This window comes from Paraburkholderia tropica (assembly GCF_914484835.1).
Lineage (GTDB): Bacteria > Pseudomonadota > Gammaproteobacteria > Burkholderiales > Burkholderiaceae > Paraburkholderia > Paraburkholderia tropica_A.
Genome location: NZ_CAJZAR010000028.1, coordinates 257,120 through 281,826, shown reverse-complemented (window position 1 = coordinate 281,826; position 24,707 = coordinate 257,120). Strand labels below are relative to the sequence as shown.

Here is a 24,707-nt window from a genome sequence, read left to right as displayed (position 1 = left end):
GCGGTGATATTCGGACGTGCGTCGCGGGCTTGATATTCGTAGTTTTCGCAACAGCCTGTGCAGCTGCAGATACTTCCCCGCTCCGTCGACCGCTCAACGCACCTGTGACGATGCCAGACTTTGTCGGGAAAGCGAGTCCCCCTGCATCTCCCGCAATACATTCCATCGATGCCGACAATACGCGCCAAAGATCGGCATTTGTAAAGGATGCTTCTACCGTGACCACCTCACCGCTCTACAGTGCCCCGACATCATCACCGCACTTGGATACGCTGTCTGTCGTCAGCATAGGCCTGAGTCTGGATGTCTATCGCCAAGGACAAGTGTGGACGCTATTGCTGCAGCAGGATAGGCGCGAGCCCAACAGTCTACATGTCAGTTCGATCTTGCCGACGGATCCGGAAAAATACCCGGTAACCACGGATACAAAGAACAATGCCTATGATCAGCGCAAGCTTGATGCACTGGAATTGGCTTTGAAGGACTTTCGCGAAGCATGGCCAATTCCTACCGTCACTGTCGTGCGTGGGTGGAACCCGAAAGCTCCGAATTTGAGAATGCCTCCAGCAGAAACGACGGAAACATCGTTGCACAATATGGTGACGAATCTTCGCCCGGCAGCTGGCTTGCATTGGCACGAAATCAATCAACTAAAGAATGGTGTGATCTGTAACGACACGCCAGAAAGCGTAGTGGAGATGATCTTCCGCACTTTCGAAGCTGCTCCCGACCTGCCCGCGATACTCATTTACGTAGTGGATGGGTACAACATGGCCGCCATGCTATCGACCACTGACCAGCGCATAATTGGTGTTGGCAATGGCCCCCGACAGCCCGGCGAACTAACCGATTCCATCGTAGCCCTCGTCGTTGCCCGTCCAGAACGGGTGAACTGGTTACGCAATTTCGTTAAATACACCAAGGCCCCTCCTGGTCGTTCCATCTATCCCGGTTTCACCGGATGGGAGCAGCAACCACGCATGGCATTCCATCCATCGCCATTTGTTCCAGAGCCGTGGACTGAACTCGGTTTCAAGCAATGGGATGCAATGAAAACCCTCGCCATCCTGCACCGTCCGGTAGTTGTCCCCCTTTCCGAATCCTCCAAAGCTGGCGCACGCCTCAAAAACGATGCACTCACCAGCGCCCTGTCTGACGGCTGGACAACGGCCATCGAAAATATCACCCCAACGCCTTCGCGTGTGTTCTACGACGGTGGACAAACTCCCGTAAGGCCGCCACTGTCCGATCTAATTCCGGCCCTGATGGCAGCCGGCAGTCCGCTCGATCTGCTGGAATCGAATGAGAGTTACGACCTGACTCAGCGCCTCGGGGACACCGGTGCGGCTTCGCCGTTTGTCGCTATTGCGCTGGCCACCATGGCAACCTATCTCAACGCAGATACAAGCATGGTAGTACCGTTGCGCCGCGCTGATCAGGCTACGCTCATTACGCTCACTTCGGCCACGCCTGGCCGCAAACCCACCACCAATCCCTTCGGCGTGAACCTGCTGCCGCAGACGGCAAGCAGTGAGACGCCGTCGGCGAGAATCCGCGAACAACTGATCGCTGAACATCAGCAGACCCAGCCTCAGGTTCCGTATGTACCACCGCGCGACCCCGCGCTGATGGCGCGCGAGCAACGCATTCTCGATGACTTCATCCGCGGTGGCGAGGGTATCGATCTGTCTGGCGAGGGATAAACGAAGTTGTATTCATTAATTTAGCAACCCGAAACTATGCGGATAAAATTCCTACACTGACGCCACTTTCATTGAAGAAGATGTTTTCCGGTGCCCTCTACGCTGCGTGGATGGCCGCCGCAGCACTGGTTGCTGGTTGTACCAGCCCTATCGGCGAAACCGCTGACACAGGTAAAGGCGCATACGTCCAATCGTTCGCCCTGCAAGACCCATCGACCGGCCAACCGCTCGCGGACCGTCCGTATGCCGTGATCGCCGACTTGCGTACCCAAAATCAATCTGACGGGACATCAATCGTGCTGCGCGGCACGACGGATGCCTCAGGGCGTACCGCCGTTCTGCATTTCGAACAGCCGATCGCCAATTATCGAATTTACGCCGTAGAGCGTATCGGCAATGGTGTGAACGGTCGAAATTTTGTCGTGACACTTCCCGATGGGGTACGCCCCGCCGCCAGGCAGCCTTACTTCATTGATGGTTGCGATGGCCGTCCCGCATACAAGGGCTACACCGACGCCAACGGATCTACCGTCTATCTGACCAGTGACCAGTCCTGCGTTATGAGGATAAGGGTGGTAACGCGCTTCTGACACTCCCGCACCCCATTTCATTCGAGGACGAGCATGCATTTCCCCGGGAAGAGACCCATACGTGTCGGAGATTCGACCACGCACGGCGGCACAGTACTGCCGAGCGCCCATAGACTGGCCATAGACGGCAAGCAGGCAGCGGGCCTGGGCGACGATGTGATGTGCCCGCTTTGCGGGCTGACCGTGATTACCGAATGTGATCGGTCCTGGCGCCTGGGCGGGACCTTCGTGGCCCTGCACGGCCATAGAACCAGTTGCGGTGCAAGCCTGATTTCCAGCCTGCCGGGTTAGCGTAGGAGGACAATGCCTGCGAGCTTTAATAGACGCCGACCAGGGGCGTGACTGGACAGGAAGGATCGTGCACTGACCGACACCCAAAATCTGCGGACATGATGGCGTGCGGTTTCGCGGCGTTAAGTGGATCGCGCCGAATCTGGTCGTCACGAGAAAAACCCTCGGCGCATCAGTGAGTTGGCGAACTCGTCCATGGGTTACCCACAGGGCTATCAACGAAAACTGTGGAAAACTTTACAGTGCTAAGGAAGGACGCCGCCCCTCAACCTTTACGGTGACGTTTCTGGGTTGGATACGTCGCGGACATGACCATCAACATCGCCGACGCGTAGCGACTAAGCCAACCTAAACTAACCTCACCGCACCGCGCAAAACCAATCCCCAATCCCCCATAAGCATCGAACAATAACTTCGTAGGCCCCGAGCCAAAACGCATTATGGTGAGAGACCGTGCGCAACGTCCGCGCACGCTTTTACCGTTCCGATTCCATGCCGTCCCAAGTCGATGCGTTTTCCGCCTGGCTGATCGAAGGCCTCGAAGTCACCAGCACGCTGTTTCACGTCGGCCAGTATTGCGGCGCGTGGCAGGCTTCGACTAGCGGCCATCGCCGCGCCAGTTTTCACCTCGTCCTGCATGGCCGCTGCTGGCTGCATCTGCCGGCGCGGGCCGGCCGCCCGGCGCGCAGCGTGGCGCTCGCGGCCGGCGACGCCGTGTTCCTGCTCGACGATGTCACGCACTGCCTGTCGCCGCATGCGCTGCCGCCCGAAGCGGGCCAGGAGCGCGCGCGCCACGGCACGATGACGCCGCTCGACACGGCGAGCCTGCCCGCGTCCGACAGCCTCGGTCTCGCGTGCGGCTTCTTCGAGTTCAAGTCCGGTCTCGACAGCCTGATGCTCGACCTGCTGTTGCCCGATCACGTGATCGCGCGCCACGAACAGCCCGCGCTGCACGGCGCGCGCCAGATCTTCGAGCTGATCCGCGCCGAGGCGCATCTCGATCCGCACACGCCCTCGCCCTTGATCGCGCGCCTGACGAGCCTGCTGTTTCTCTACACGCTGCGCGCGCTCGATTCGAACGACGAACTCACGCCCTGCTTCTGGGCGCTGCTGCGTCGTCCGGCGTTCGCGCCGCTGGTGGCGGCGATCGTCGCCGAGCCGGGCAAGCGCTGGACCACGGCGAGCATGGCCGATTTCGCGCACATGTCGCGCGCGCGTTTCTGCAAGCAGTTCGCCGATCTCTGCGGTCAGCCGCCCGCGCAGTTCCTCACGCTCGTGCGCATGAAGCTCGCGGCGTCGATGCTGAGCACCGGCACGAGCATGCCCGATGCCGCCGAGCAGGTGGGCTACCAGTCCGAATCGGCGTTCGCGCAGGCCTTCAAGCGCGTGACCGGCGTGCAGCCCGGCGCGTGGCGTCGCGCGGCGACGGGCGACGCGGCGCTTGCCGCGCTGCACTGAGCGGACTCAGTTCGAACGCACTTCGAACGCACGCCGGAGCCGCCGCGAACGCGCAGCACCGCGCAAGACAATCGCGCATGAATCGCGGACAGCGGCGCATTGTCCGCGCCCCGTGCGGCACCCACAATCGGCGCATCGATCTGTACATCGGTATGCAAGCCGGTCTCCCTACCGATCCGCCTGTCGCTGCCGATTTCCGCCTATATCCGCCTGTCCGCGAGGAACCGAAATGAGCCGTCTGCCGCTGCACACCGTCGAGAGCGCCCCCGAGGCGAGCCGCCCTTTCCTCGAGCGCTCGCTCGCCGCGAACGGCTTCCTGCCGAACCTCGTCGCCTCGCTTGCGAATGCGCCGGTCGCGCTCGAAACCTATCTGAGCGTCGGCGAAATCAATGGCCGCAGCGGCCTCACGCTCGCCGACCGCGAAGCCGTGCAGATCACCGCCGCCGCGATTCACGGCTGCGGCTTCTGCGTCGCGGGCCACACGGCCGTCGCGTTGAAAAAGGCGCAACTGGCCGCGCCGCTGGTCGACGCGCTGCGCACGGGCCGCCCGAGCGGCGACGCGCGTCTGGACGCCGTGGCCGACTTCACGCGCGAAGTGATCGCCACGCGCGGCGCGGTCGCCGATGCGGCGCGCGCCGCCTTCACCGCCGCCGGTTTCAGCGACGCGAACGCGCTCGAAGTGATCCTCGGCGTGAGCCTCGCCACGCTCTGCAACTTCGCCAATAACTTCGCGCAGAACGAACTGAATCCGCAACTCGCGGGCTATCGCTGGAACGCGCACGACTATCTGCCCGGCCAATCGACACCCGCCACGGAGCACAGCGCATGACACGCCCCGCCGAGCTCACGCTGCCCGCCGATCTCGCCGCCTGGCTCGACGCGCACGCCGAATCGCTCGATACGGACAGCACGCACGCGGCCGAGGTCGTGCCGCGCCTGGGCCGCGCCGGACTGTTCCGCATCGGCGTTGAGCAGACGTTCGGTGGCACGGGCGGCACGACCGTCGACGCCATCGAGGCGATCGCCGCCGTCGCGCGCCGTTCGCTCGCGAGCGCGTTCGTGTTCTGGGGCCAGCGCACCTTCATCGAATATCTGCTGCAAAGCGCGAACGCCGCGTTGCGCGCGCGCTGGCTGCCCGCCCTGCTCGCGGGCGAACACGCGGGCGCGACCGGCCTCTCGAACGCGATGAAATACCTCAGCGCGATCGAGCCGCTGCAGATGCGCGCCGCGCCGCTCGACGCCGCGCAGACGCGCTTCGCACTCGACGGCGCGTTGCCGTGGATCACCAATCTGCGCCGCGAGGGCTTCGTGGTCGCGGCGGCATTCGATCGACACGACGGCGCGCCGCCTGCGATCTTCGCGCTGCCGCACGATGCGCCCGGCGTCGCGCGCAGCGACGACCTCGACCTGATCGCGCTGCGCGGCAGCAACACGGCTGCGCTCACGCTCGACGGCGCGCAACTCGACGCCTCCTGGCTGATCGACGCCGATGCGCGCGCCTTTCTCGCCCGCGCGCGTCCTGCCTTCCTCGGCCTGCAATGCGGCATGTCGATCGGGCTCGCGCGCCGCGCGCTCGATGCCGTGGACGCAAGCAGCCCGGCCGTGCGCGCCGCGCTCGCCGACGACGCCACCGCGCTGCGTCACGAACTCGACGCCCTCGCCGCTAGCCTCTACGCCGGCGTGACGAGCGGCGCGTTCGTCGCCGCGCCCGCCGCGCAGTTCGAGTTGCGCATCGGCCTCGCTGCCGTCGTGGACGCCGCCGCGCGGCTCGACGTACAGGCGGCGGGCGGACGCGGCTATCTGCGCTCGCACGCCTCGCGCGCCACGCCGAACGACACCGCGCGCCGCAGCCGCGAAGCCGCCTTTGTGCCGATCGTCACGCCGAGCCTCGTGCAACTGAAGTCGCAACTCGCGCAGCAACGGCGCAGCGAGGCCGCATGAACGGCGCGGACGCCATGAACGGCGACGTCGGCGCGCCGCAGGGCACGCCGCGTCTGCGACTGCGCGGCGTCGGACTGCGCCGCCAGCAGCGCAGCGTGCTCGCGAACGTCGATCTCGACGTCGCGCCCGGCGAACTCGTCTCGATCATCGGCGCGAGCGGCGCGGGCAAGTCGACGCTGCTGCGCGTCGCGGCGGGCCTGATCGCGCCGCAAGCGGGCAGCATTCACGTCGATGGCGCGCCGCTCGACGGTCCGCGCCCCGACGTCGCGCTCGCGTTTCAGGATGCCTGCCTGCTGCCGTGGCTCTCAGTCGAGCGCAACGTGGCCTTCGGCCTCGGTTTTCGCAAACAGCCGAAGCTCGCGCGCCGCGAACGCGATGCGCGCGTGCGGGCGGCGCTTCAGGCCGTCGGGCTCGCGCACGCCGCGCATTTCGCGCCGCGCCAGTTGTCGGGCGGCATGGCGCAGCGCGCCGCGCTGGCGCGTTCGCTCGCGCGCGCGCCGCGCACGCTGCTGCTCGACGAGCCGTTCGGCGCGCTCGACGAAGTCACGCGCGCCGACATGCAGCGCCTGCTCGTGCGCGTCGTGCGCGAGAGCGGCGCGGCGACGCTGCTCGTCACGCACGACATCGACGAAGCGCTGCTGGTGTCCGACCGCGTCGCCGTGCTCGGCCCGGAGGGTATCGCGCTCGATCTTCGCGTCGCGCTCCCCGAGCCGCGCGCAGACCAGGTCGAAGCGCTCGGTGCGCTGCGCGTGCGGCTCGTCGGTGCGCTGCACGCAAGCATCCACTCGACGATCCACGCCGCGCGTCACGCAAACGCGGATCACGCGCCACTTCCGGCCTGAATCACCGCATCGACTCACTGCATCGACTCACTGCACCGACTCACCGCAACGCCCCACCACAAGAGGAAGACCACCGCATGTGCCAGCTCCCCATGACCCGCCGCGAGTGGCTCAAGCTCGCCTCGATGTTCACCGTCGCGGGCGCGGCGCCGCTGCTGGGCGCCGCCACGGCGCGCGCGGCCATCGAGCCCGACGCGCCGCTGCGCATCGGCTATCTGCCGATCACCGATGCCGCGCCGCTGCTCGTCGCGCACAACAACGGCTATTTCGAGCAGGCGGGCCTCAAGGTCGAAAAGCCGACGCTCCTGCGTAGCTGGGCGCAACTCGTCGAGGCGTTTCTGTCCGGCCAGGTCAACGTCGTCCACCTGCTCGCGCCGATGACGATCTGGGCGCGCTACGGCAGCCACGCAAGCGCGAAAGTGGTCGCGTGGAATCACGTGAACGGTTCGGCGCTGACGGTCGCGCCCGAGATCGGGCAGGTCAAGGATCTCGGCGGCAAAACCGTCGCCGTGCCGTTCTGGTATTCGATTCACAACGTCGTGGTGCAGGACATGCTGCGCGCGCAGGGCCTCACGCCGGTGCTGACGCAGGACGGCGCGCTCAAGCCCAACGAAGTGCGGCTCGTCGTGATGGCGCCGTCGGACATGCCGCCCGCGCTCGCCGCGAAGCAGATCGCGGGTTTCATCGTCGCCGAGCCGTTCAACGCGGCCGCCGAAGCGCTGAAGGTCGGCAAGGTGCTGCGTTTCACCGGCGACGTCTGGCGCGATCACGCCTGCTGCGTCGTCTTCATGCACGAGCGCGATTTGAGCGGACGGCCCGAGTGGTCGCAGAAGGTGGTCGACGGCATCGTCAAGGCGCAGGCCTGGACGCGCACGCATCCGCAGGAAGCGGCGCAATTGTTGTCGAAGAGTGGGCCGAACCGCTATACGCCGCACGCGGCGGGCATTCTGCAAACCGTGCTCGCGCCCTCGCCCGCCGACGAAGGCCGCTATCTCGCCGACCGCGCGATCGTCCATGCCGACTGGCACGAGAAGCGCATCGACTTTCAGCCCTATCCGTATCCGGCCTACACCGAGGAACTCGTGCGGCGGCTCAAGACCACGCAGCTGCAAGGCAACGGGCAGTTTCTCGGCGCGCTCGATCCGGCCTTCGTCGCGCGCGATCTCGTCGACGACCGCTTCGTGAAAAAGAGCATCGACGCCGTGGGCGGCATGAAGACTTTCGGCCTGCCCGACACCTACGCGCGCACGGAGACCATCGTTGTCTAGCTTCAGCGATACATCGGGCGAGCGCGATGCCGCAAACATCGCCCTAGCCGCACACACGCCCGCCAGCCGCCTGCGCCAGCGCGCGGCGCGCGTGCTGCTCGGCGTCACCGGACTCGCGGCCATCGTGCTCGCGTGGTGGATCGGCGTGGCGCTGGTCTCGCGTCACAGCGCGCTGGCCGCGCAGTTCGGGCCGCTCGCCGCATGGCGCACGTTTCCCGCGCTGATCGGCGAGGATCAGCTGTTCACGCATATCGGCGCGAGTCTGCGCAGGATCGGCGTGGGGCTCGCGTGGGCGATGCTGTTCGGCGTGCCGCTCGGCTTTCTGATCGGCCGCTTCAAGGCGCTCGAAACCGCGCTGTCGCCCGCGCTGCAATTCCTGCGCATGATCTCGCCGCTCGCGTGGATGCCGATCGCCGTGATGTCGCTCGGCGTCGGCGACCCGCCCGTGTATTTCCTGCTGACCTTCGCGGCCGTGTGGCCCATCGTCATCAGCACGGCGGCGGGCGTGCAGCAGATCGACACGCGCTGGGTCCAGCTCGGCGAGAGTCTGGCCGCGACTCGCGCCGAAATGCTCTGGCACATCTACGTGCCCGGCATCGCTGCGCATGTGCTGACCGGCGTGCGCCTCGCCATCGGCATTCTGTGGATCGTGCTGGTGCCCGCGGAAATGCTCGGCGTGAATTCCGGGCTCGGCTTTCTGATTCTCGATTGCCGCGACCGGCTCGCCTATTCCGAACTGATGGCGGTCGTGCTCGTGATCGGCGCGCTGGGCTTTGCGCTCGACACAGTGGCGCGCGGGGTTTATCAGCGCTTTGGCGCGGTGCGCGAACGCGAATGAACACGGCAGCGCGCTTCGATGCTTATCAGCATTGCTTGGTTGGTGCGCGGCGGTGCGGGTTTTAGAGTGCTCGTTTTGCTCAACGCCGCTCAACGCGACGCAACCTCACGGACCCGCCATGTTCTCGAGTACCCGCCGACGCTTTCTCTTCAACGCCTCGATGCTCGGCGCGGGCGCGCTGCTCGCACGGCCCGGTTTCGCGGCGGCAGCAACCGCGGCGACATCGACCGTGCGCATCGGTTATCAGAAGTCGTCGACGCTGATCACCGTGCTCAAGACGCAAGGCACGCTCGAAACGGCGCTCGCGCCGCTCGGCGTGAACGTGAGCTGGAGCGAGTTCGCCAGCGGCCTGCCGCTCACCGAGGCGCTCAACGCCGAAGCGATCGACCTCAGCGCCGACGTCGCCGACACCGTGCCGATCTTCGCCCAGGCCGCCCACGCGCGCTTCGTCTATCTCGCGCAGGAAGCGCCCTCGCCGGGCGCGCAGGCGATCATCGTCAAGCGCGCGGGCGTGCTGCACACGGCCGCCGATCTGCGCGGCAAGGACATCGCCGTGACCAAGGCCGCGGGCAGCCATTACCTGCTGCTCGCGGCGCTCGCGAAAGCGGGCGTGCCGCCGGACGCCGCGCGCATCCACTACCTCACGCCCGCCGATGGGCGCGCCGCCTTCGAGCGCGGCAGCGTCGATGCGTGGGTGACGTGGGATCCGTATGTGGCGTCGGTCGATCAGCAGGCCGACGTGCGCATTCTCGCGGACGGCAACGGGCTCGCCTCGTACCAGCGCTACTATCTGGCCTCGACGCGCTACGCCGAAGCGCGCCCCGACGTGCTCGCCGCCGTGTTCGCGCAGTTGCGCGAGGCGGGCGACTGGGTGCGCAAGTCGCCGCAGGACGCCGCGCGTCTGCTCGCGCCGGTCTGGGGCCTCGACGCCGCCACGATCGAGCGCGCCAACGCGCGCCGCAGCTACCTCGTGCGCCCGGTCGAAGCGGCGAATTTCGGCGAGCAGCAGAAGATCGCCGATACCTTCCTCGCGGCCCGTCTCCTGCCCGCCGCCGTCGACACAGCGCACGCGCAGCGCTGGGATTTCAGCGGCAAGCGCGCGGTGACGATCGGGGCGTAAACGGCGCTTGAAGTTGTTTCGAAGCGTTGTTTCAAAGCGTTGGCCCAAAACGTCGCCGCATAACGCCTGTATCGGTTCAAATCCGCGCGGGCTGTATCTGACGCTCGCGCTGCCGGATCGGTAAGGTTCGATGCTTCATCGATCGAACCGGAGCCCGCATGCGCATCGACGCCGTACCGTTTGGCATCACGAACTGGGACACCGTGGAGCCGACGCTCCACGCGGGCGAGCACGGCAGCGCGTCGTGGCGCACGCGCCAGTTCGGCGCGATCCGCGTGCGTTTCGTCGAATACAGCCCGGGTTATGTCGCCGATCACTGGTGCACGAAGGGCCACGTGCTGCTGTGCGTGGCGGGCGAACTGGAGACGGAACTCGCGGACGGACGCCGCTTCGTCTTGACGCCCGGCATGAGCTACCAGGTCGCCGACGACGCCGAACCGCACCGCTCGTCGTCGCCGAAAGGCGCGACGCTGTTCGTGGTCGATTGACTCGCGCCCACGTAAAATCCCGTCCATCAGCGCATTACGCACAATCACGGACAGGAGGAGCGCGGTGGCAATCGTTGGCGTCATGGGTTCCGGCAAGACCGAATGGCCGGAACTGTCGGTCCCGCTGGGACACTGGATCGCCGGGCAGGGTTTCGACCTGCTGACCGGCGCGGGGCTGGGCGTGATGCTGTCGACGGCACGCGCGTTCGCGACCACGCCCGGACGCAAGGGCCGCTCGATCGGCATCATGCCGAGCGAAGCGCATCCCGTGCAGGGCTTCGCGCCGCTCGCGGGCTATCCGAATCCCTATATCGACCTGCCGATCCTGACGCCGCTGCCGCGCAAGCTCGCCGACGCGCCCGACGACGCGCTGAACCGCAATTACGTGAACGTGCTGACGAGCGACGTCGTGGTGGCGCTGCCCGGCGGCCCGGGCACGCTCGATGAAATCCGGCTGGCGACGCGCTTCGGCAAGCCGCTGATCTGCGTCGGCCCCGAAGCGGCTTTCGAGGGCGCGCCGCCCGGCACGCGCATCGTCGCCGCGCTCGAAAACGTTTTCGCGTTCGTGCTCGACCAGACGCAGGCGGCGCTGACCGTTCGCGCGGCCGCGCCCGCGTCCTCAGAGGGCTGACGAGGCTCAGCGGCGGCCAGCGCGCCTATCCGGCCGCGCCCGCGCCGAACAGGTCGTCGTCGTCCTGATCGGGCTGCTCGGCGTAGAGCACCAGCACGCGCTGGACGTCGCGGACGAACGCCTCCATCGCATCGAGACACGCGTCGCTGCCGGCCGGGAAATCCTCAGGATTTTTCTTGCCCTGAGCCCGCCGGATCGCGCGAATGCTGGCCTCAAGGGCGCGTGCTTCAGCCCAGATGGGATCGTCCTCGGGAAGTTGGGATGAATCGTGCGTCATGCCCGGATTTTCGGCATCCGGCAGGCGAACTTTAGACGATTGGCACGATGTTTTTAGAGTCCCCGCCCCAGAACCTCAGCGCAACCGATACCCCACGCCGCGCACCGTGACGATCTGCTCCGCGCCGAGCTTGCGCCGCAACGCGTGTACGTGCACGTCGACCGCGTTATTCACGACGCTTTTCCGGCGCCCGTAAATGCGCATCGCCAGTTCGGCGCGCGTGAAAATGCGCAGCGGCTCGTTGACCAGCGCGAACAGCAGCCGGAATTCGCTGGGCTTGAGCGCGACGGACGCGCTGTTGAACTCCACCGCGCAGCGGCTGTGATCGAGTTTCAGATCGGCGAGCGCGCCGTGTTCGACGTTTTGCTGCGGGCGGCGCAGCAGCACGCGGATGCGCGCGCTGAAATCGGCGGGATCGAACGGTTTGATCAGGTAATCGTCGGCGCCCGCGTCGAGCGCGGCCATCGGGTTCTCGGCCGTGTTCCGGCCGATCATGGCGATGACCGGCGCGCTGCCGCCGCGATGGCGATAGCGCCGCAGCATGTCGAGCGCGTCGAGGCGCGCGAAGCCTAGCGCGAGCAGCACGAGATCGTAGCTGCCGTTCTGGAGCGACAACTCGGCTTCGTAATCGTTACTGGCCCAGTCGGTTTCGTGACCGGCGCTGCACATCAACTCGTAAATCGGGCCAGCGATCGTTTCATCATCTTCAAGCAGCAGCAATCGCACAAGCGCCTCCCATCATCGAGAGGAATTTTCGCCGCCGCAGGCTTAGGAGAACCTTAATTGGCGCGCCTCGCAGCAATCGCCATGCCGGTTATCGCACCGTTTTTTATTTAAACCGTTCGTGACTGCGCGATTTTATTGAATCGATTTAAAACATGGCCGAATGAATTGGCGTGGAATTGGCGCGGTTTAATCGGGCTCCAGAGCGGCCTCCAGACCGGTCTCTCAAGCGGCCTCTCAAACGGCGTATCAAGCGGCCTCGTTAGCTATCCTCGCCGCCGTTATGTGCGCCAGCCCACCAATGGCTGCACGATAGCGGGATTCAATTTGAATCCCGCCGGTCATCGACCTGTAATGCAAATCTGTATCACGCGCTTTGGCCGAATAACAAGGCGTGGCGCGGCGCGCAACGGCCGCCCCGAACCCAGGTCGACCCGCATCGAATCCGACCCATCCGACGAATCGGGCCGTAATCGGGGCATGCCGTGCCGCGCCAATCGAGTGGAGACGCCCGTGAGAACAACGCGAAGCCTGATCACCGCGCTGACGGCCGCGCTGCTGGGCGCGTCGATCAGCGGTTTTTCCGGCCTGTGCCTGCCCAGCGCGCACGCGGACGGCGTGAGCGGCGCCGGCAGCACCTTCGCCGCGCCGCTCTACGCGCGCTGGGCCGCCGACTACCAGAAGTCGGGCGGCGGCAAGGTCAGCTATCGTCCGACCGGTTCATCGGAAGGGCTCAAGCAGGTGCTCGCGCGCGAAGTCGATTTCGCGGGCTCCGACGCCCCGCTCACCGACGATCAGTTGAACAAGGCCGGCCTGCGGCAATTCCCGACCGCCATCGGCGGCGTGGTGCCGGTCGTCAATCTGCCGGGCATCAAGGCGGGCGAGCTGATGCTCACGGGCGAAGTGCTTGGTGACATCTTCCTCGGCAAGATCCAGTACTGGGACGATCCCGCCATCGCGCGCCTGAACCCGAAGCTCAAGATGCCCGACACGCCGATCGCCGTGGTGCGGCGGCTGGACGGCTCCGGCACGACGCTGATCTGGACGCACTATCTCGCGCAGGTCAACGCGGAATGGAAGCGGCGCGTCGGCGAAGGCACCAGCGTGCGCTGGCCGCTCGGCATCGGCGGCCGGGGCAACGAAGGCGTGGCGACGTTCGTCGGTTATCTGCCCGGCGCGATCGGCTATATCGCCTGGGACTTCACGAAGCACAACCGCCTGACCTACACGGCGATGACCAACGCGGCGGGCACGGTCGTCGAACCGGGCGCGGCGTCGTTCAGCGCGGCGGCGGCGAATGCCGACTGGTCCGGCTCGCTCTATCAGGTGCTCACGAATCAGCCCGGCAAGGACGCCTGGCCGGTGATGGGCGCGACCTACGTGCTGCTGAGCACGACGCCCGCGAAACCGGGCCGCGACAAGGAAACGCTCAAGTTCTTCGACTGGGCGCTCACGCATGGCGAGCCCACGATTCAGGCGCTCGATTACGTGCCCTTGCCGGACATGGTCGTGGCGAAGATCCGCGCGCAATGGCATGACGGCGACACGCGCAACGCCGAGGACGTGGCGCGCAAATCGATCGCGGGACAGTGAGCGGTTTTGCCTGGACGCTTAAGTTTGAGGACGACGATGACGCTCGCGGTCAGCGCGCGTCAACGCCCGGCGCGTGATGAAACGCGAGTTCGAGCCCGATGCGCTCGCCGCCGCGCACCCGGCTGATGGCGTGCTTGAGCCCGACGCGATAGACGCCCTGCGCCCCTTCGCACGGACGCAGCGAGGTCGCCACGATGGCGAGATCGCCGGGCCGCAGCGGCACCACCATCGGCCGCGACTGCATGCGCGGCCGGCGCTCCGTCATCACGAATTCGCCGCCCGTGAAGTCGCGCTGCGGCTCCGAAAGCACCGCGACGGCCTGAAACGGAAACACTTCGCCGCCGTCGTCGCGCTGATGTAGCGCCTGCCAATCCTCGGCGCTCAAATGCGAGACATTCGATTGCGGCTGCGTTTGTCCGGCCGCGAGATTGGCGTCGAGAAAGGCGCCCCAATGCGGCGCGAAACGGTGCGGCGCGCCGAGCTTCGCGCTCCATCGGTTCGCAATGGGCGCGAGACGGCGATACAGCGCGTCGCGCCACGCGCTCAGCGGCGCGGGCAAGGCATCGCCGAAATAGCGCAGTTCGCCGCGCCCGAGATCGAGCGATTCCAGCGCGACGCGGCGCCGATAAACCGGCTCGCCAGCGCGCGCGAGTTCGTGTCCGAGCGACAGCGCCTGAGCCGTTTCGATGCAGCCCGCCAGCACCGCATAGCCTTCGGCGTTCAATTGCGTTTCGATGATCGCCCAGTCCAGCTGATCGAAAGGCGTGTCGAGCTTCGTCATAGTCGTTCGGCATCCTTGCTATCTAGCGTGCGTCGTGAAAGATGAGCCCGACGGTGTAGCGATTGCCGCTACGCACGACGCTCACGCCGTGCCGCATCGCGACTTTGCGATGTCCACCGCGCTTGCCCGCCGCCGGACGATGATGCACCGCGAACACCACGGCATCGCCTTGCGCGAGCGGCACGACTTCGGCGCGCGGCGCGCTCGATCCACTCGACGCCGATTCCGTCATCACGAATTCGCCGCCCGCGAAGTCGCGTTCCGGCGCGCTGAGCAGAATGGCGACCTGCAACGGAAAGACATGGTCGCCGTAGAGGTCCTGATGCAGACAGTTGTAGTCGCCGCTGCCGTAACGCAGGATCAGCGGCGTCGGACGCGTTTGTCCGGCGCGATGGCAGCGCGAGAGAAAGGTGTCGAGATCGTCGGGATAATGTTCGTCGATGCCCAGTTGACGATGCCACCGGTTCGCGATGGGCGCGAGCCGCGCATAGAGCGCGTGGCGCAACGCGTCGAGCAATGGCGGCAGCGGATACGAAAAATACCGATATTCGCCGCGCCCGAAATTGTGGCGCGCCATCACGATGGTCGAGCGGAACCGCGCGTCGTCCGCGTAGAGTGCGGTGAGCGAATCGCATTGCGCCGGGGTGAGCAGCGCGGGCAGGATCGCGTTGCCGTAGCGATCGAGCGACGTGGCCGCGGCGTGCCAGTCGGTGCCCTCCGGCGCGGTGTTCGCGCGCGGCGTGAAATCGAAACCCTCCTGCACTGCAAGCGTCATGATGCGTACCTGAAAAGCCCTGAGCCGTTTCAGCCGCAGTGTACGCGCAACGAGCGCGGATCGAACTCCGCTTTTTGCGCTCGAATTGGGTTCGAAATGTGCACGAATCTAGGCCCGCGCGCGCTGACGCCACAGAATCGCGCCATACACGATCCCCGCGGCGGCACTCGTGCAGCCCGCGTAATAGACGAGCCCCATCGCCCAGCCCGCCTCGCCGACGATCATGCGCAGCGTGATCGCGAGCGCGCACCAGCCCGCGATCCTGAAGCCGCGCGTGCGCCCGGCGTCGAGCGCGCGCCCGAGCACGGCGACCTGATGCCGCTCCATCGCCATCGCGAGGAACGCGAACGCCATCACGCACAGCAGCAACGTGAGCCCGACCATCACGCCTCCTCCTCTTGTTGCACCGGCGCCGTCGCGCGCCGCCCCGCCGCTTTCACACGCGGACGATGATTCGCCGTGCGCCACGCGAGCACCGCATGGAGCGCGGCGAACGCCCACATCATCAGATCGAAGCCCGCGAACACGAGGTCGCCTTGCGCGAGGCTGCGCCAGAACGGACGCTCCGTGGTGAACGCGTTGAGCACCGGCAGCAGCGCGAGCAGCGCGGCCGCGAGCCAGAGCAATTCGATCCACGCGCGCTTCGCGGGACGCACGAGCGCGTAGAGCAGCGTCGCGGCCCAGACCGCGAAGAAGACATTGATTTCCGTATCGGCGCGATGCGCAAGCGCCACGGGCAGCAGCCGGTTGCTCCACAGATACGCCGTCATCGCAATCGACAGCCCCGCGATGCTCGCGATGTTGAGCCGCTCCACGACGCGAAAACCGAAATAAGGACGCGCCGGATCGGCCAGCTTCTGGCGGCGCTTGACGGTCCACATCACGAGGCCCGTGCCGACCATCGCCGTGCCCGCGAGGCTGACGAGGAAATACAGCCAGCGCGCGGACAGATCGCCGAAACGGCCCATATGCAGCGCGTAAAGCACGCCGCGCGTTTCGGCCGCGCCGCCCACATGGTCGTGCGTTTCGAGCAGCTTGCCGCTCACGCCGTCGAACAGCAGATATTGCGGACTCACCGAGACGCGCAGCGCCTCGCCGCGCGAAACCGCCACGCGCGCGCTCGCGTCGCCGGGATTCGTCGCCGTCACGCGCAGCACGTTGTTTTCGCCCCAGCGCGCCTGCGCCTCGCGCACCATCGACTCGACGTTCGCGAGCGGCGCGGCCACGCCCTGCGGCTTGCCCGGACGGATGAACGCGTTCAGCTGCGCGGCGACTTCCTGGCGCTGCGCCGCCGTCTTCAGCGCGATCTCGCCGCCCCACGGCATGTACATCGTCATCAGCGTGACGAGGCCCGTGTAGGTGATCATCAGATGGAACGGCAGGCCGAACACCGAGAGCGCGTTATGCGCGTCGAGCCACGCGCGCTGGCCCTTGCCCCAGCGGAACGTGAAGAAGTCGACGAAGATCTTCTTGTGCGTAATCACGCCGCTGATGATGGCGACCAGCATGAACATCGCGCAGAAACCCGCGAGCCAGCGGCCCCACATCACCGGCATGTAATAGAACTGGAAATGGAAGCGGTAGAAGAATTCGCCGCCGAGCGTGTCGCGCGCCTTGACCGCACGGCCCGTCGCCGGATCGAACACGCCTTCCTGGAACATGCCCTTCTGGGCGGAGCCGGGCGGCGTGCGCCAGAAGGCGCTGGCGAGATTGCTGCGCGACGTTGGCAACTGCACGCTCCATTGCGTGGTGCCCGCGGCGAGCGCGCCGAGCGTCGTCGCCACGCGCTGCGCGACGGCGGCCGGATCGGGCACCTGCTGCTGATGCGCCAGCTCGGGGCGCATCCATTGCGAAATCTCTTCCTTGAAATAGCTGACCGTGCCGGTCAGAAACATCGCGTAAAGCAGCCAGCCGACCAGCAGGCCCGCCCACGTGTGCAGATCGGACATGCTCTGGCGCACGCCTTTGCCCTGCGGCTTGTTCGGCTTGTTTGCTTTGGCGCGCTTTCGCGCCGGCGGCGTTGCCGGGTTGGGATGCGTCATCACTTTGCGCCTCCGGCCGCCGTCCATACCGACCACGACGCCAGCAAAAGCGGCGCCGCCGCGATCAGCAGTCCGCCCCAGGCGCGCCGCGCGCTGCGCGCGAGAAACACGCCGATCACCACGCACGCGTAGACGACGAAGCTCGCCAGCATGCCCGCGATGACCGCTTGCGGCGCGGCGATCGGCAAGGCGAGCGTGGCGACGCTCGTGAGCGCGGCCAGCGCGTAGCCGCCGAAGATCGCCGCGACGATGCGCGAAATCAGCGAAACGAGCGGCGCCGCACGGCGCACGCGGGCGAGCGCGGCACTCATGCGCGCCGGGCCGCGGCGGTGGCCGGGGTGGCGAGGATAAAGAGGGACAACACAACGAAATACGCGGCGGACAACACAGGCATGGCGGTCATCATGAAAGCGAAAAGACGGAAAGCGGCGAGCGCCGCAATGATCTCGTAAGTTGCGCGCGTTCGCCAGCCATTGCGCATTGCCGCGGATTTCGCGGCGTTCGATCCCGCGTTCGATGGCTTGTTCGATCCCGCGTTCGATGGCTTGTACGTTTGCGCGCTCATCCTTCATGACACGCGAGCCGCCCCAAAAGGGACAGCCGCGCGCCCGCTTTTTGTAACGGCGCATGACGCGCGCCGTTTCCCGAAGCGCCGTCCGCTCGCTATTTGCGCCAGGAACCGTGCGGCAACTCCACGTCGCGCCGCGCGTCGGCGATCGCCCGCGCCATGCCCGCGCGGTCGAGCGGAATGCAGTACGCGGGCTTCGCGCGCTCGAAGCGCCAGCTTTGCGCCAGCCCGCCCGTCTCGACGACATCGAAACCATAACGGTCCTGCCAGGCGCTCACGCGGTCTTGCGCGGCCGCGTCGTCGCTGGCGAGCGGCAGCGCGCGCCGCCCCGGCTGGCCGCCGGGCGCGCCCGTGGTGCCGATATCGGCGGCCAGGATCGCGTTGAACGCCTTCACCACGCGCGCGCCCTGGAAATGGGCGGCCACGATCTGGCTCGTGGTCGTCTCGCGCGCGTCGAGCGCGGCGACGTGGCCGTCGCGGTCCGGGTAGTAATTGCAGGTATCGACGACGATGCGTCCATCGAGCAGGCCCGGCGGCAACTGCGCGAGATTGCCGAACGGCACGGCCAGCACGACGATGTCGCCGAACGCCGCCGCCTGCTCAATCGTCCCGAGTTCGCAGCCGATAGCCGCGCGCGTGCTCGTCAGCGTCTGCGGGCCGCGCGAGTTGCTGAGCATCGCGGAGTCGCCGTGACGCAGGGCGAGTTCCGCCATCGCCCGTCCGATAAAGCCTGCGCCAATGATGCCGATTTTCATGCCGATGTCCTCCTGACGGCCTCGCGCCGTCGCCAAGTAGTGGTTGCGGTTTTCGCGGCGCATCACACGCACGCCCCGGATGCCACTATGATTCGAACACTGGACGCGATAAAGCGGCGAGAATGATTGGCTGTCGAAAAGAATCGTTTCGAATGGGGAAGCAGCGATGGATCGATTGACCGGCATGGCGGCGTTTGTGAAGACGGTCGAATGCGGCTCGTTCGCGGCCGCGGGCAAGGCGCTCGGCATGACGCCGCAGATGGCCGGGCGCCACGTCGCCGAACTGGAAACCCGCATCGGCACGCGCCTGCTGAACCGCACCACGCGGCGGCAGAGCCTCACGGAAGCGGGCCACGCGTTCTACGAGCGCTGCCGCGCGCTGCTCGCCGACGCCGAAGCCGCCGAGGCCCAGGCGCGTTCGCTGGCCGACACGCCGCGCGGACGCCTGCGCATCACCGCGCCCGTCACCTTCGGCGCGTTCGCGCTGCCCGAGGCGATCGCGCGTTTTTTGAGCCGCTATCCCGAGGTGCAGATCGATCTCACGCTGACCGATCGCTTCGTCGATATCATCGACGAGGGCTACGACGCCGCGATCCGGCTCGGCGCGCTCAACGACTCGACGCTCGTCGCGCGCGCGCTCAAGCCGTATCGCTTCGTGGTGTGCGCCTCGCCCGCCTACCTCGCGGCGGCGGGCGCGCCCGAGACGCCGCATGCGCTGATCGAACACGAATGTCTGGGCTTCGCCTACACATCGGCGCCGCCGGCGAGCGGCTGGGGATTTGTCGAGAACGGTCAGGCGTGGACCGCACCGATCGCGCCGCGCCTGCGCGCCAACGACATGAAGGCGCTGATCACGGCGGCCATCAACGGACTCGGCATTGCGCTCGCGCCCGAGACCGCCGTGCGCGACGCGCTGCGCGACGGCACGCTCGTGCCGCTGCTCACCGGATACGAACTGGTGGCGCGGCCCATGCACATCGTGATGGCGAGCAGTCCGACGACGCTCAAGCTGCGGTATTTCGTGGAGGAAGTGGTGGCGGCGTTCGGCGCGTGAAACGGTCGCCGCGCGGCAAGGAAAGCGACGCGGCGCGTCAGAGCGCCTCGTGACACAGCGACATCATCCGCTGCACCATCGTGGAGGCTTCGTTGAGTTCCATCTCGGCGGTAAAGAGCACCGAGACGCTCGACAGGCGCACGGCGATACCCGCGCCCAGCAGGTCGCGGCTCGCGATCTTCAGCGCGAGCTGGCCGAGGCGCACGCGGTCGAGCCAGTGCATCGTCAACGCGCTCTTGTCCAGCCATTCGCGGCAGCACTGCACGACGTGATCGACGCGCCATTCCTGCGTGAGCGCATACGACGACGCGGCGATCGCGACCAGATAGCAGAGCAACTCGGGGCGTGCACTGCTCGCTTCGACAAATTCGACTTTCACGGCTTGCTGTCCCTGATTTCCCGGCGTGGAATCAGTCCACGCCGCTACTGAAACGAAGTCCTCTACCTATGGGCGGGTGCGGCAAAAGCAAGCATTGTGCACCCGAAAATACTCGCAGATTCATCTGGCCAGCATGAAAGTTTCGCGACTGGTTTTGCCGACCGGATTCGCCGATCAGCCGACTGAATTTGCCGATCTGCCGACTATACGCGCACTCGGCGACAGCAGGCATAAACGGCGAATCGATCTGCATGAGATCGCTGCGCGCGAAGGGAGTTCGCATCCCGTTCATGCGAGCCCCGCCGAAAAACACGCCATAAACAAAAACGTTGCGTGCACTTTCTTCCCGCGCGCTGCCACGAATCTGCACCGCGAATCACCGTTCGCCGATGTCTTGCAATCCGCATAGCGCGCGCGTCGAACACCAACTCATTGCTGCATAACGCAGTTTCGATTCCTCGCGCATAGCGTGCAAAAAGAGCCGCCGCGCGGCATGCCGCTTGCTCCGATGCGCGCGCGTTAACCCGCAAATGCGCCCGCAAATTCGCTAGCAAATGCGACCGCGAAATCGCCCGCACCCGCGAAAGCGACACGCGGATCACGCACATCGATTCGTCCCATTTCCGCCATGACATCGAGCGCCGCTTGATGTGCTCATCGTCATCGCGTCACCGGTTTTTCCGCATCAGGAGTTTTATCCATGTTCACGAAGCGCATGTGCGCCACGCTCGTCTGCACCGCGATTGCCACGATCTCGCCCGCGTCCCACGCGCAGCAGTACACCACCGACTGGCTCGCCAACACGTACGGCACACTCGCGGCGCACGTCGGCAACGGCGCGCGCTCGATGTGGGTCGCGCCCGAAGGCGTCATCTATACGTCATCGCTCTGGGACGAGAACGAAGGCGGCGTCGCGATCTATCAGAACGACAAGAGCCTCGGCTCGATCGGCATCCACGACGAATTCCAGGGCGGCGCCATCACCGGCAACGCCACCGATATCTTCGTCGCGCTCTCGGCGAACACCTCGTACGGCAGCGGCACCGTGGGCCGCTACAACCGCGCGAGCGGCCAGCGCGACCTCACGTTCAACGTGAGCGTATGGAACGCCCTGAGCCGCGTGGATGCCATCACCGGCCTCGCCACCGCCGGCACGCTGCTCTACGTGAGCGACTTCTACGGCAACCGCGTGCGCGTCTACACGACCGACGGCGCCTGGCAGCGCGATATTTCGATCGGCAACCCAGGCGCGCTCGCGCTCGACAACGCGGGCAACGTCTGGATCGCGCAAAAGAGCGCGGGCACCGTGACCGCATTCAGCCCGGCGGGCGCGCAGCTTCAGCAGATCCAGATGCCGGCGGGCTCGCAACCGTCGGCGCTCTACTTCGACGCGACCACCGCGCAGCTGATGATCGGCGACAGCGGCCCCGACCAGAACATCAAGCTCTACAGCCTCACCGGTATGCCGACGCAAACCGGCAGCTTCGGCGTGAAAGGCGGCTATCTCGACACCACGACCGGCATCAAGGGTCAGGTGGGCGACAAGCGCTTCACGCGCGTGACGGGAATCGGCAAGGACAGCACCGGCAATCTCTACGTGCTCAACAATCCGTGGGGCGGCGGCTGGGATCTCGGCCGCAACGGCGGCACCGACATCCACGCATACAACGCGGCGGGCGCGCTGCTCTGGAAACTCCAGGGCCTGAATTTCGAAGGCGTGGCCGCGCCCGATCCGGTCACCGACGGCGCGCTGTTCTACAGCGGCACCGCCATCTACACGGGCACGGCGGGCGGCACCTTCGTCGCCAATACGGTCGATCCGTTCACCTACCCGAACGACCCGCGCCTGAACATGAACGACACGCAGCGCGACGAACACTTCGGCCAGCTCGTGACGGTGAACGGCAACCGCATCCTGGTGGCCTCGGGACAGAACCCCGGCATCTTCTACTTCTATCACTTCAATGCCGCCAGCGGCTATATCGCCATTCCCGACGGCTCGATTCCGGGCACGCCGTTCAACACCTCGCTCCAGGTGACGGGCGGCTTCTGCCTCGACAGCCGTGGCGACGTCTGGGCCGGGCTCAACCGCACGAATCACATCTACCACTATCCGCTCACCGGCTTCGACAGCACCGGCAAGCCGCAATGGGGCGCGGCCACGACGATCTCAACGCCGGAGAGCGTGCGGCCGACGGCACGCATCGTCTATCTGCCCGAAAGCGACACGATGATTCTCGCCCAGGGCCTCGCGGGCAACTGGGACTGGACCGCGATGAACGGCTATATCGAGGTCTATCACGGCTGGAGCTCGGGCAACATCAACCGGCCGAGTCCCGTCATCACGCTCACCAGCGCGAATCCGAAGTCGATCGCCGCAGCGGGCAACTATCTGTTCGTCGGCTACGTGCATACGGTGCCCAACATCGACATCTACGATCTGACGACCGGCAAGCTCGTCACCACGCTGACCAACGCGAACCCGGCCAACGTGGACGTGGGCAACGATGTCGATTCGATGTACGGCCTGCGCGTGTATCTGAATTCGGCCGGGCAATACGTGATCACCAAGGACAATTACAACGGCACGAGCGTGATCGTGCATCGCTGGACGCCGTGAGATCGCACGCGGATTTTCACGCGTATCAGCACGCCGATTAGCGTGTGAATTCGTGCATCTTCAAGCCGGGGATTGAATTTTCGAGACGATCGGTCTAATATCCCCGGCATGGATGAATCGACCGACCGGCCGCGACGCGGCCGCCCTCGCAAAGACCCGCACGCGCACGCCGATACGCGCGCCACGCTGATCCGCGCGGGCATGGAACTGCTGACCGGGCAAAGCTTCGCCGCCACCGGGCTCGACGCCGTGCTCAAGCGCGTGGGCATGCCGAAGGGCTCGTTCTATCACTACTTCGAGAGCAAGGAAGCGTTCGGCCGCGCGCTGCTCGACGCCTACGACGCCTACTTTCTCGCCAAGCTCGATCGCTGGCTGCTCGATGCATCGCGGCCCGCGCTCGATCGCCTCGCCGCTTTCGTCGACGACGCCAAGGCCGGCATGGCGCGCCACGACTACACGCGCGGCTGCCTCGCGGGCAATCTCGGCATCGAAGTCGACATCCTGCCCGAAGACTTCCGCGACACGCTCGAACGCGTGTTCCAAGGCTGGCAGGCGCGCGTGGCGGCCTGTTTGCGCGAGGCGCAGCAAGCCGGCGAACTCGCCGCCGACGCCGACCTCGACGCGCTGGCCGCGTGCTTCTGGATCGGCTGGGAAGGCGCGGTGATGCGCGCGCGGCTGGTGCGCAGCGCCGCGCCGCTCGATACGTTTTTCAAGGGATTCATCGCCGGGCTGCCGCGCGCGCGTTACGCGCAATAGCGCCGCAGCCGTCCATCCATTCGAGCGGCACCGCTCACGTCACACGGGAGACGAACGATGTTCAAAGCCATTCTTATTGAAAAGGAATCCGAATCATACTCGGCGCGTATCGCCGAACTCGACGACGCGCAATTGCCGCCCGGCGACGTGCTCGTCGACGTGCAATACAGCACGCTGAACTACAAGGACGGCCTGGCGATCACCGGCAAGGGTCCGGTCGTGCGCAGCTTTCCGATGGTGCCCGGCATCGACTTCGCGGGCACGGTCGCGCAGAGCGCGGACCCGCGCTATGCGGTCGGCGATGCGGTCGTGCTCAACGGCTGGGGCGTCGGCGAACAACATTGGGGCGGTCTCGCGCAGCGCGCCCGCGTGAAGGCCGACTGGCTGATTCCGCTGCCCGCCGGACTCACGCCGCGCCAGACGATGGCCGTCGGCACGGCGGGCTATACGGCGATGCTCTGCATACTCGCGCTGGAGCGCCACGGCATCGCGCCCAGCCACGGCGATGTGCTCGTGACGGGCGCGAGCGGCGGCGTGGGCAGCTTCGCCATCGCCCTGCTCGCGCGGCGCGGCTATCGCGTGGTCGCCTCGACGGGCAAGTTGCAGGAAGCCGATTATCTGAAGCAGTTGGGCGCCGCGGACGTGATCGATCGCGCCGCGTTCACCGAACCGGGCAAGCCGCTGCAAAAGGAGCGCTGGGCGGCGGCGATCGATTCGGTCGGCGGGCACACGCTCGCGAACGTCTGCGCAAGCCTGCGCGCGGATGGCGCCGTCGCGGCCTGCGGTCTCGCGCAAGGCATGGATTTGCCGGCCACGGTCGCGCCGTTTATTTTGCGCGGCGTGAGCCTGCTGGGGATCAACAGCGTAACGCGTCCGTTCGAGGAACGCCAGGAGGCGTGGCAGGCGCTGGCTTACACGCTCGATCTGAACGATCTTGAGACGATCACGCGCGAGATTGGGCTGGAGGAGGCGATTTCCGCTGCCGGTGATCTGCTGGCGGGACGCGTGCGTGGGCGGATTGTGGTGGATGTGAATCGGTGAGGTTGGGCTGGCGAAAAGCTGGCGTGAATGTTCGGAAGCCCGCGAGATCGCGGGCTTTTTTATTTCGGCGGGCGGACGGGAGCATGCTTCAGTAACCCCTAAAAAATAATTTGACAGGTTACAAATCCGCGCCCAGAATGAAACCGTCAATTTGACGTTTTACCGGTTTCAAA

Annotated in this window: 28 protein-coding genes; 18 read left to right on the top strand and 10 right to left on the bottom strand. The window is 66.0% G+C overall.

The window, feature by feature from the left end; genetic code table 11:
• The first annotated feature begins 218 nt into the window (after positions 1–218).
• From LDO54_RS03320 to LDO54_RS03265, 12 genes are all read left to right on the top strand, one after another.
• Positions 219–1,703 carry a type VI lipase adapter Tla3 domain-containing protein gene (locus tag LDO54_RS03320; protein WP_224006220.1) on the top strand — a complete coding sequence of 495 codons (1,485 nt, stop codon included), beginning with the start codon at positions 219–221 and terminating at the stop codon, positions 1,701–1,703.
• Between the two features lie 71 nt (positions 1,704–1,774).
• The gene (locus tag LDO54_RS03315) at positions 1,775–2,293 is read left to right on the top strand and encodes a hypothetical protein (RefSeq protein ID WP_224006217.1); all 519 of its coding nucleotides are present in this window, start codon (positions 1,775–1,777) and stop codon (positions 2,291–2,293) included.
• 33 nt (positions 2,294–2,326) lie between these two features.
• Entirely contained in the window at positions 2,327–2,584 is a 258-nt protein-coding gene (locus LDO54_RS38990) for a PAAR domain-containing protein (RefSeq protein ID WP_224006215.1), read from the top strand.
• Between the two features lie 492 nt (positions 2,585–3,076).
• Positions 3,077–4,042, top strand: coding sequence for an AraC family transcriptional regulator (locus tag LDO54_RS03305; protein ID WP_224006212.1), 966 nt, complete (start codon positions 3,077–3,079; stop codon positions 4,040–4,042).
• A 229-nt stretch (positions 4,043–4,271) separates the two neighbouring features.
• On the top strand, positions 4,272–4,871 hold the full coding sequence (locus LDO54_RS03300; RefSeq protein ID WP_224006209.1) for a carboxymuconolactone decarboxylase family protein: 600 nt from the start codon (positions 4,272–4,274) through the stop codon (positions 4,869–4,871).
• Positions 4,868–5,983, top strand: a complete 1,116-nt coding sequence (locus LDO54_RS03295) for an acyl-CoA dehydrogenase family protein (protein ID WP_224006206.1) — start codon at positions 4,868–4,870, stop codon at positions 5,981–5,983. The genes LDO54_RS03300 and LDO54_RS03295 overlap by 4 nt, the downstream gene beginning before the upstream one ends.
• On the top strand, positions 5,980–6,825 hold the full coding sequence (locus tag LDO54_RS03290; protein ID WP_224006203.1) for an ABC transporter ATP-binding protein: 846 nt from the start codon (positions 5,980–5,982) through the stop codon (positions 6,823–6,825). Before LDO54_RS03295 ends, LDO54_RS03290 begins: the two co-directional genes overlap by 4 nt.
• 77 nt (positions 6,826–6,902) lie before the next feature.
• The gene (locus LDO54_RS03285) at positions 6,903–8,093 is read left to right on the top strand and encodes an ABC transporter substrate-binding protein (protein ID WP_224006199.1); all 1,191 of its coding nucleotides are present in this window, start codon (positions 6,903–6,905) and stop codon (positions 8,091–8,093) included.
• A complete protein-coding gene (locus LDO54_RS03280; RefSeq protein ID WP_436975488.1) occupies positions 8,086–8,931 on the top strand; it encodes an ABC transporter permease in 846 nt (281 codons plus the stop codon). Before LDO54_RS03285 ends, LDO54_RS03280 begins: the two co-directional genes overlap by 8 nt.
• Before the next feature lie 118 nt (positions 8,932–9,049).
• Positions 9,050–10,051, top strand: coding sequence for an aliphatic sulfonate ABC transporter substrate-binding protein (locus LDO54_RS03275; RefSeq protein WP_224006196.1), 1,002 nt, complete (start codon positions 9,050–9,052; stop codon positions 10,049–10,051).
• Positions 10,052–10,209: 158 nt separating this feature from the next.
• Complete coding sequence (locus tag LDO54_RS03270; protein WP_224006193.1) at positions 10,210–10,539, top strand: DHCW motif cupin fold protein; 330 nt, start codon at positions 10,210–10,212, stop codon at positions 10,537–10,539.
• Positions 10,540–10,603: 64 nt separating this feature from the next.
• Positions 10,604–11,170: a DNA-binding protein gene (locus LDO54_RS03265; protein ID WP_224006191.1), complete on the top strand. Its 567-nt coding sequence runs from the start codon at positions 10,604–10,606 to the stop codon at positions 11,168–11,170.
• A 25-nt stretch (positions 11,171–11,195) separates the two neighbouring features.
• On the opposite strand, the gene LDO54_RS03260 is transcribed toward LDO54_RS03265, so the two are convergent.
• Complete coding sequence (locus LDO54_RS03260; RefSeq protein ID WP_224006188.1) at positions 11,196–11,447, bottom strand: hypothetical protein; 252 nt, start codon at positions 11,445–11,447, stop codon at positions 11,196–11,198.
• 75 nt (positions 11,448–11,522) lie between these two features.
• Positions 11,523–12,173: a response regulator transcription factor gene (locus tag LDO54_RS03255; protein ID WP_224006185.1), complete on the bottom strand. Its 651-nt coding sequence runs from the start codon at positions 12,171–12,173 to the stop codon at positions 11,523–11,525.
• A 510-nt stretch (positions 12,174–12,683) separates the two neighbouring features.
• On the opposite strand from LDO54_RS03255, the gene pstS reads away from it, so the two are divergent.
• Positions 12,684–13,763, top strand: a complete 1,080-nt coding sequence (gene pstS / locus LDO54_RS03250; protein ID WP_436975487.1) for a phosphate ABC transporter substrate-binding protein PstS — start codon at positions 12,684–12,686, stop codon at positions 13,761–13,763.
• 49 nt (positions 13,764–13,812) lie between these two features.
• On the opposite strand, the gene LDO54_RS03245 is transcribed toward pstS, so the two are convergent.
• The 7 genes from LDO54_RS03245 to LDO54_RS03215 all read right to left on the bottom strand — a co-directional run bounded on the left by LDO54_RS03245 (position 13,813) and on the right by LDO54_RS03215 (position 18,684).
• The gene (locus LDO54_RS03245) at positions 13,813–14,544 is read right to left on the bottom strand and encodes a 2OG-Fe(II) oxygenase (RefSeq protein ID WP_224006182.1); all 732 of its coding nucleotides are present in this window, start codon (positions 14,542–14,544) and stop codon (positions 13,813–13,815) included.
• A 22-nt stretch (positions 14,545–14,566) separates the two neighbouring features.
• On the bottom strand, positions 14,567–15,319 hold the full coding sequence (locus LDO54_RS03240) for a 2OG-Fe(II) oxygenase (protein WP_224006179.1): 753 nt from the start codon (positions 15,317–15,319) through the stop codon (positions 14,567–14,569).
• Between the two features lie 108 nt (positions 15,320–15,427).
• On the bottom strand, positions 15,428–15,703 hold the full coding sequence (locus LDO54_RS03235) for a DUF3325 domain-containing protein (protein WP_224006176.1): 276 nt from the start codon (positions 15,701–15,703) through the stop codon (positions 15,428–15,430).
• The gene (locus LDO54_RS03230) at positions 15,703–17,361 is read right to left on the bottom strand and encodes a PepSY-associated TM helix domain-containing protein (protein ID WP_224006173.1); all 1,659 of its coding nucleotides are present in this window, start codon (positions 17,359–17,361) and stop codon (positions 15,703–15,705) included. The genes LDO54_RS03235 and LDO54_RS03230 overlap by 1 nt, the downstream gene beginning before the upstream one ends.
• Complete coding sequence (locus LDO54_RS03225) at positions 17,361–17,672, bottom strand: DUF3649 domain-containing protein (RefSeq protein ID WP_224006170.1); 312 nt, start codon at positions 17,670–17,672, stop codon at positions 17,361–17,363. The genes LDO54_RS03230 and LDO54_RS03225 overlap by 1 nt, the downstream gene beginning before the upstream one ends.
• Entirely contained in the window at positions 17,669–17,926 is a 258-nt protein-coding gene (locus LDO54_RS03220; RefSeq protein ID WP_224006167.1) for a hypothetical protein, read from the bottom strand. The genes LDO54_RS03225 and LDO54_RS03220 overlap by 4 nt, the downstream gene beginning before the upstream one ends.
• Before the next feature lie 98 nt (positions 17,927–18,024).
• Complete coding sequence (locus LDO54_RS03215; protein WP_224006164.1) at positions 18,025–18,684, bottom strand: NADPH-dependent F420 reductase; 660 nt, start codon at positions 18,682–18,684, stop codon at positions 18,025–18,027.
• Between the two features lie 166 nt (positions 18,685–18,850).
• Here LDO54_RS03215 and LDO54_RS03210 point away from each other — a divergent pair, with 166 nt between their 5' ends.
• Entirely contained in the window at positions 18,851–19,738 is an 888-nt protein-coding gene (locus tag LDO54_RS03210; protein WP_224006161.1) for a LysR family transcriptional regulator, read from the top strand.
• 37 nt (positions 19,739–19,775) lie between these two features.
• Here LDO54_RS03210 and LDO54_RS03205 read toward each other — a convergent pair whose 3' ends face one another.
• Positions 19,776–20,117: a hypothetical protein gene (locus tag LDO54_RS03205; protein WP_224006158.1), complete on the bottom strand. Its 342-nt coding sequence runs from the start codon at positions 20,115–20,117 to the stop codon at positions 19,776–19,778.
• Between the two features lie 25 nt (positions 20,118–20,142).
• Between LDO54_RS03205 and LDO54_RS03200 the strand changes: the two genes are divergently transcribed.
• The 4 genes from LDO54_RS03200 to acuI all read left to right on the top strand — a co-directional run bounded on the left by LDO54_RS03200 (position 20,143) and on the right by acuI (position 24,534).
• Positions 20,143–20,526: a hypothetical protein gene (locus LDO54_RS03200; RefSeq protein WP_224006156.1), complete on the top strand. Its 384-nt coding sequence runs from the start codon at positions 20,143–20,145 to the stop codon at positions 20,524–20,526.
• 291 nt (positions 20,527–20,817) lie between these two features.
• Positions 20,818–22,737, top strand: a complete 1,920-nt coding sequence (locus tag LDO54_RS03195) for an SMP-30/gluconolactonase/LRE family protein (RefSeq protein WP_224006153.1) — start codon at positions 20,818–20,820, stop codon at positions 22,735–22,737.
• A 108-nt stretch (positions 22,738–22,845) separates the two neighbouring features.
• A complete protein-coding gene (gene acuR, locus LDO54_RS03190) occupies positions 22,846–23,493 on the top strand; it encodes an acrylate utilization transcriptional regulator AcuR (RefSeq protein WP_224006150.1) in 648 nt (215 codons plus the stop codon).
• Positions 23,494–23,550: 57 nt separating this feature from the next.
• Positions 23,551–24,534 (top strand): acrylyl-CoA reductase (NADPH), encoded by a 984-nt coding sequence (gene acuI / locus LDO54_RS03185; RefSeq protein ID WP_224006147.1) that lies wholly within the window; start codon positions 23,551–23,553, stop codon positions 24,532–24,534.
• The last annotated feature ends 173 nt before the right edge of the window (positions 24,535–24,707 follow it).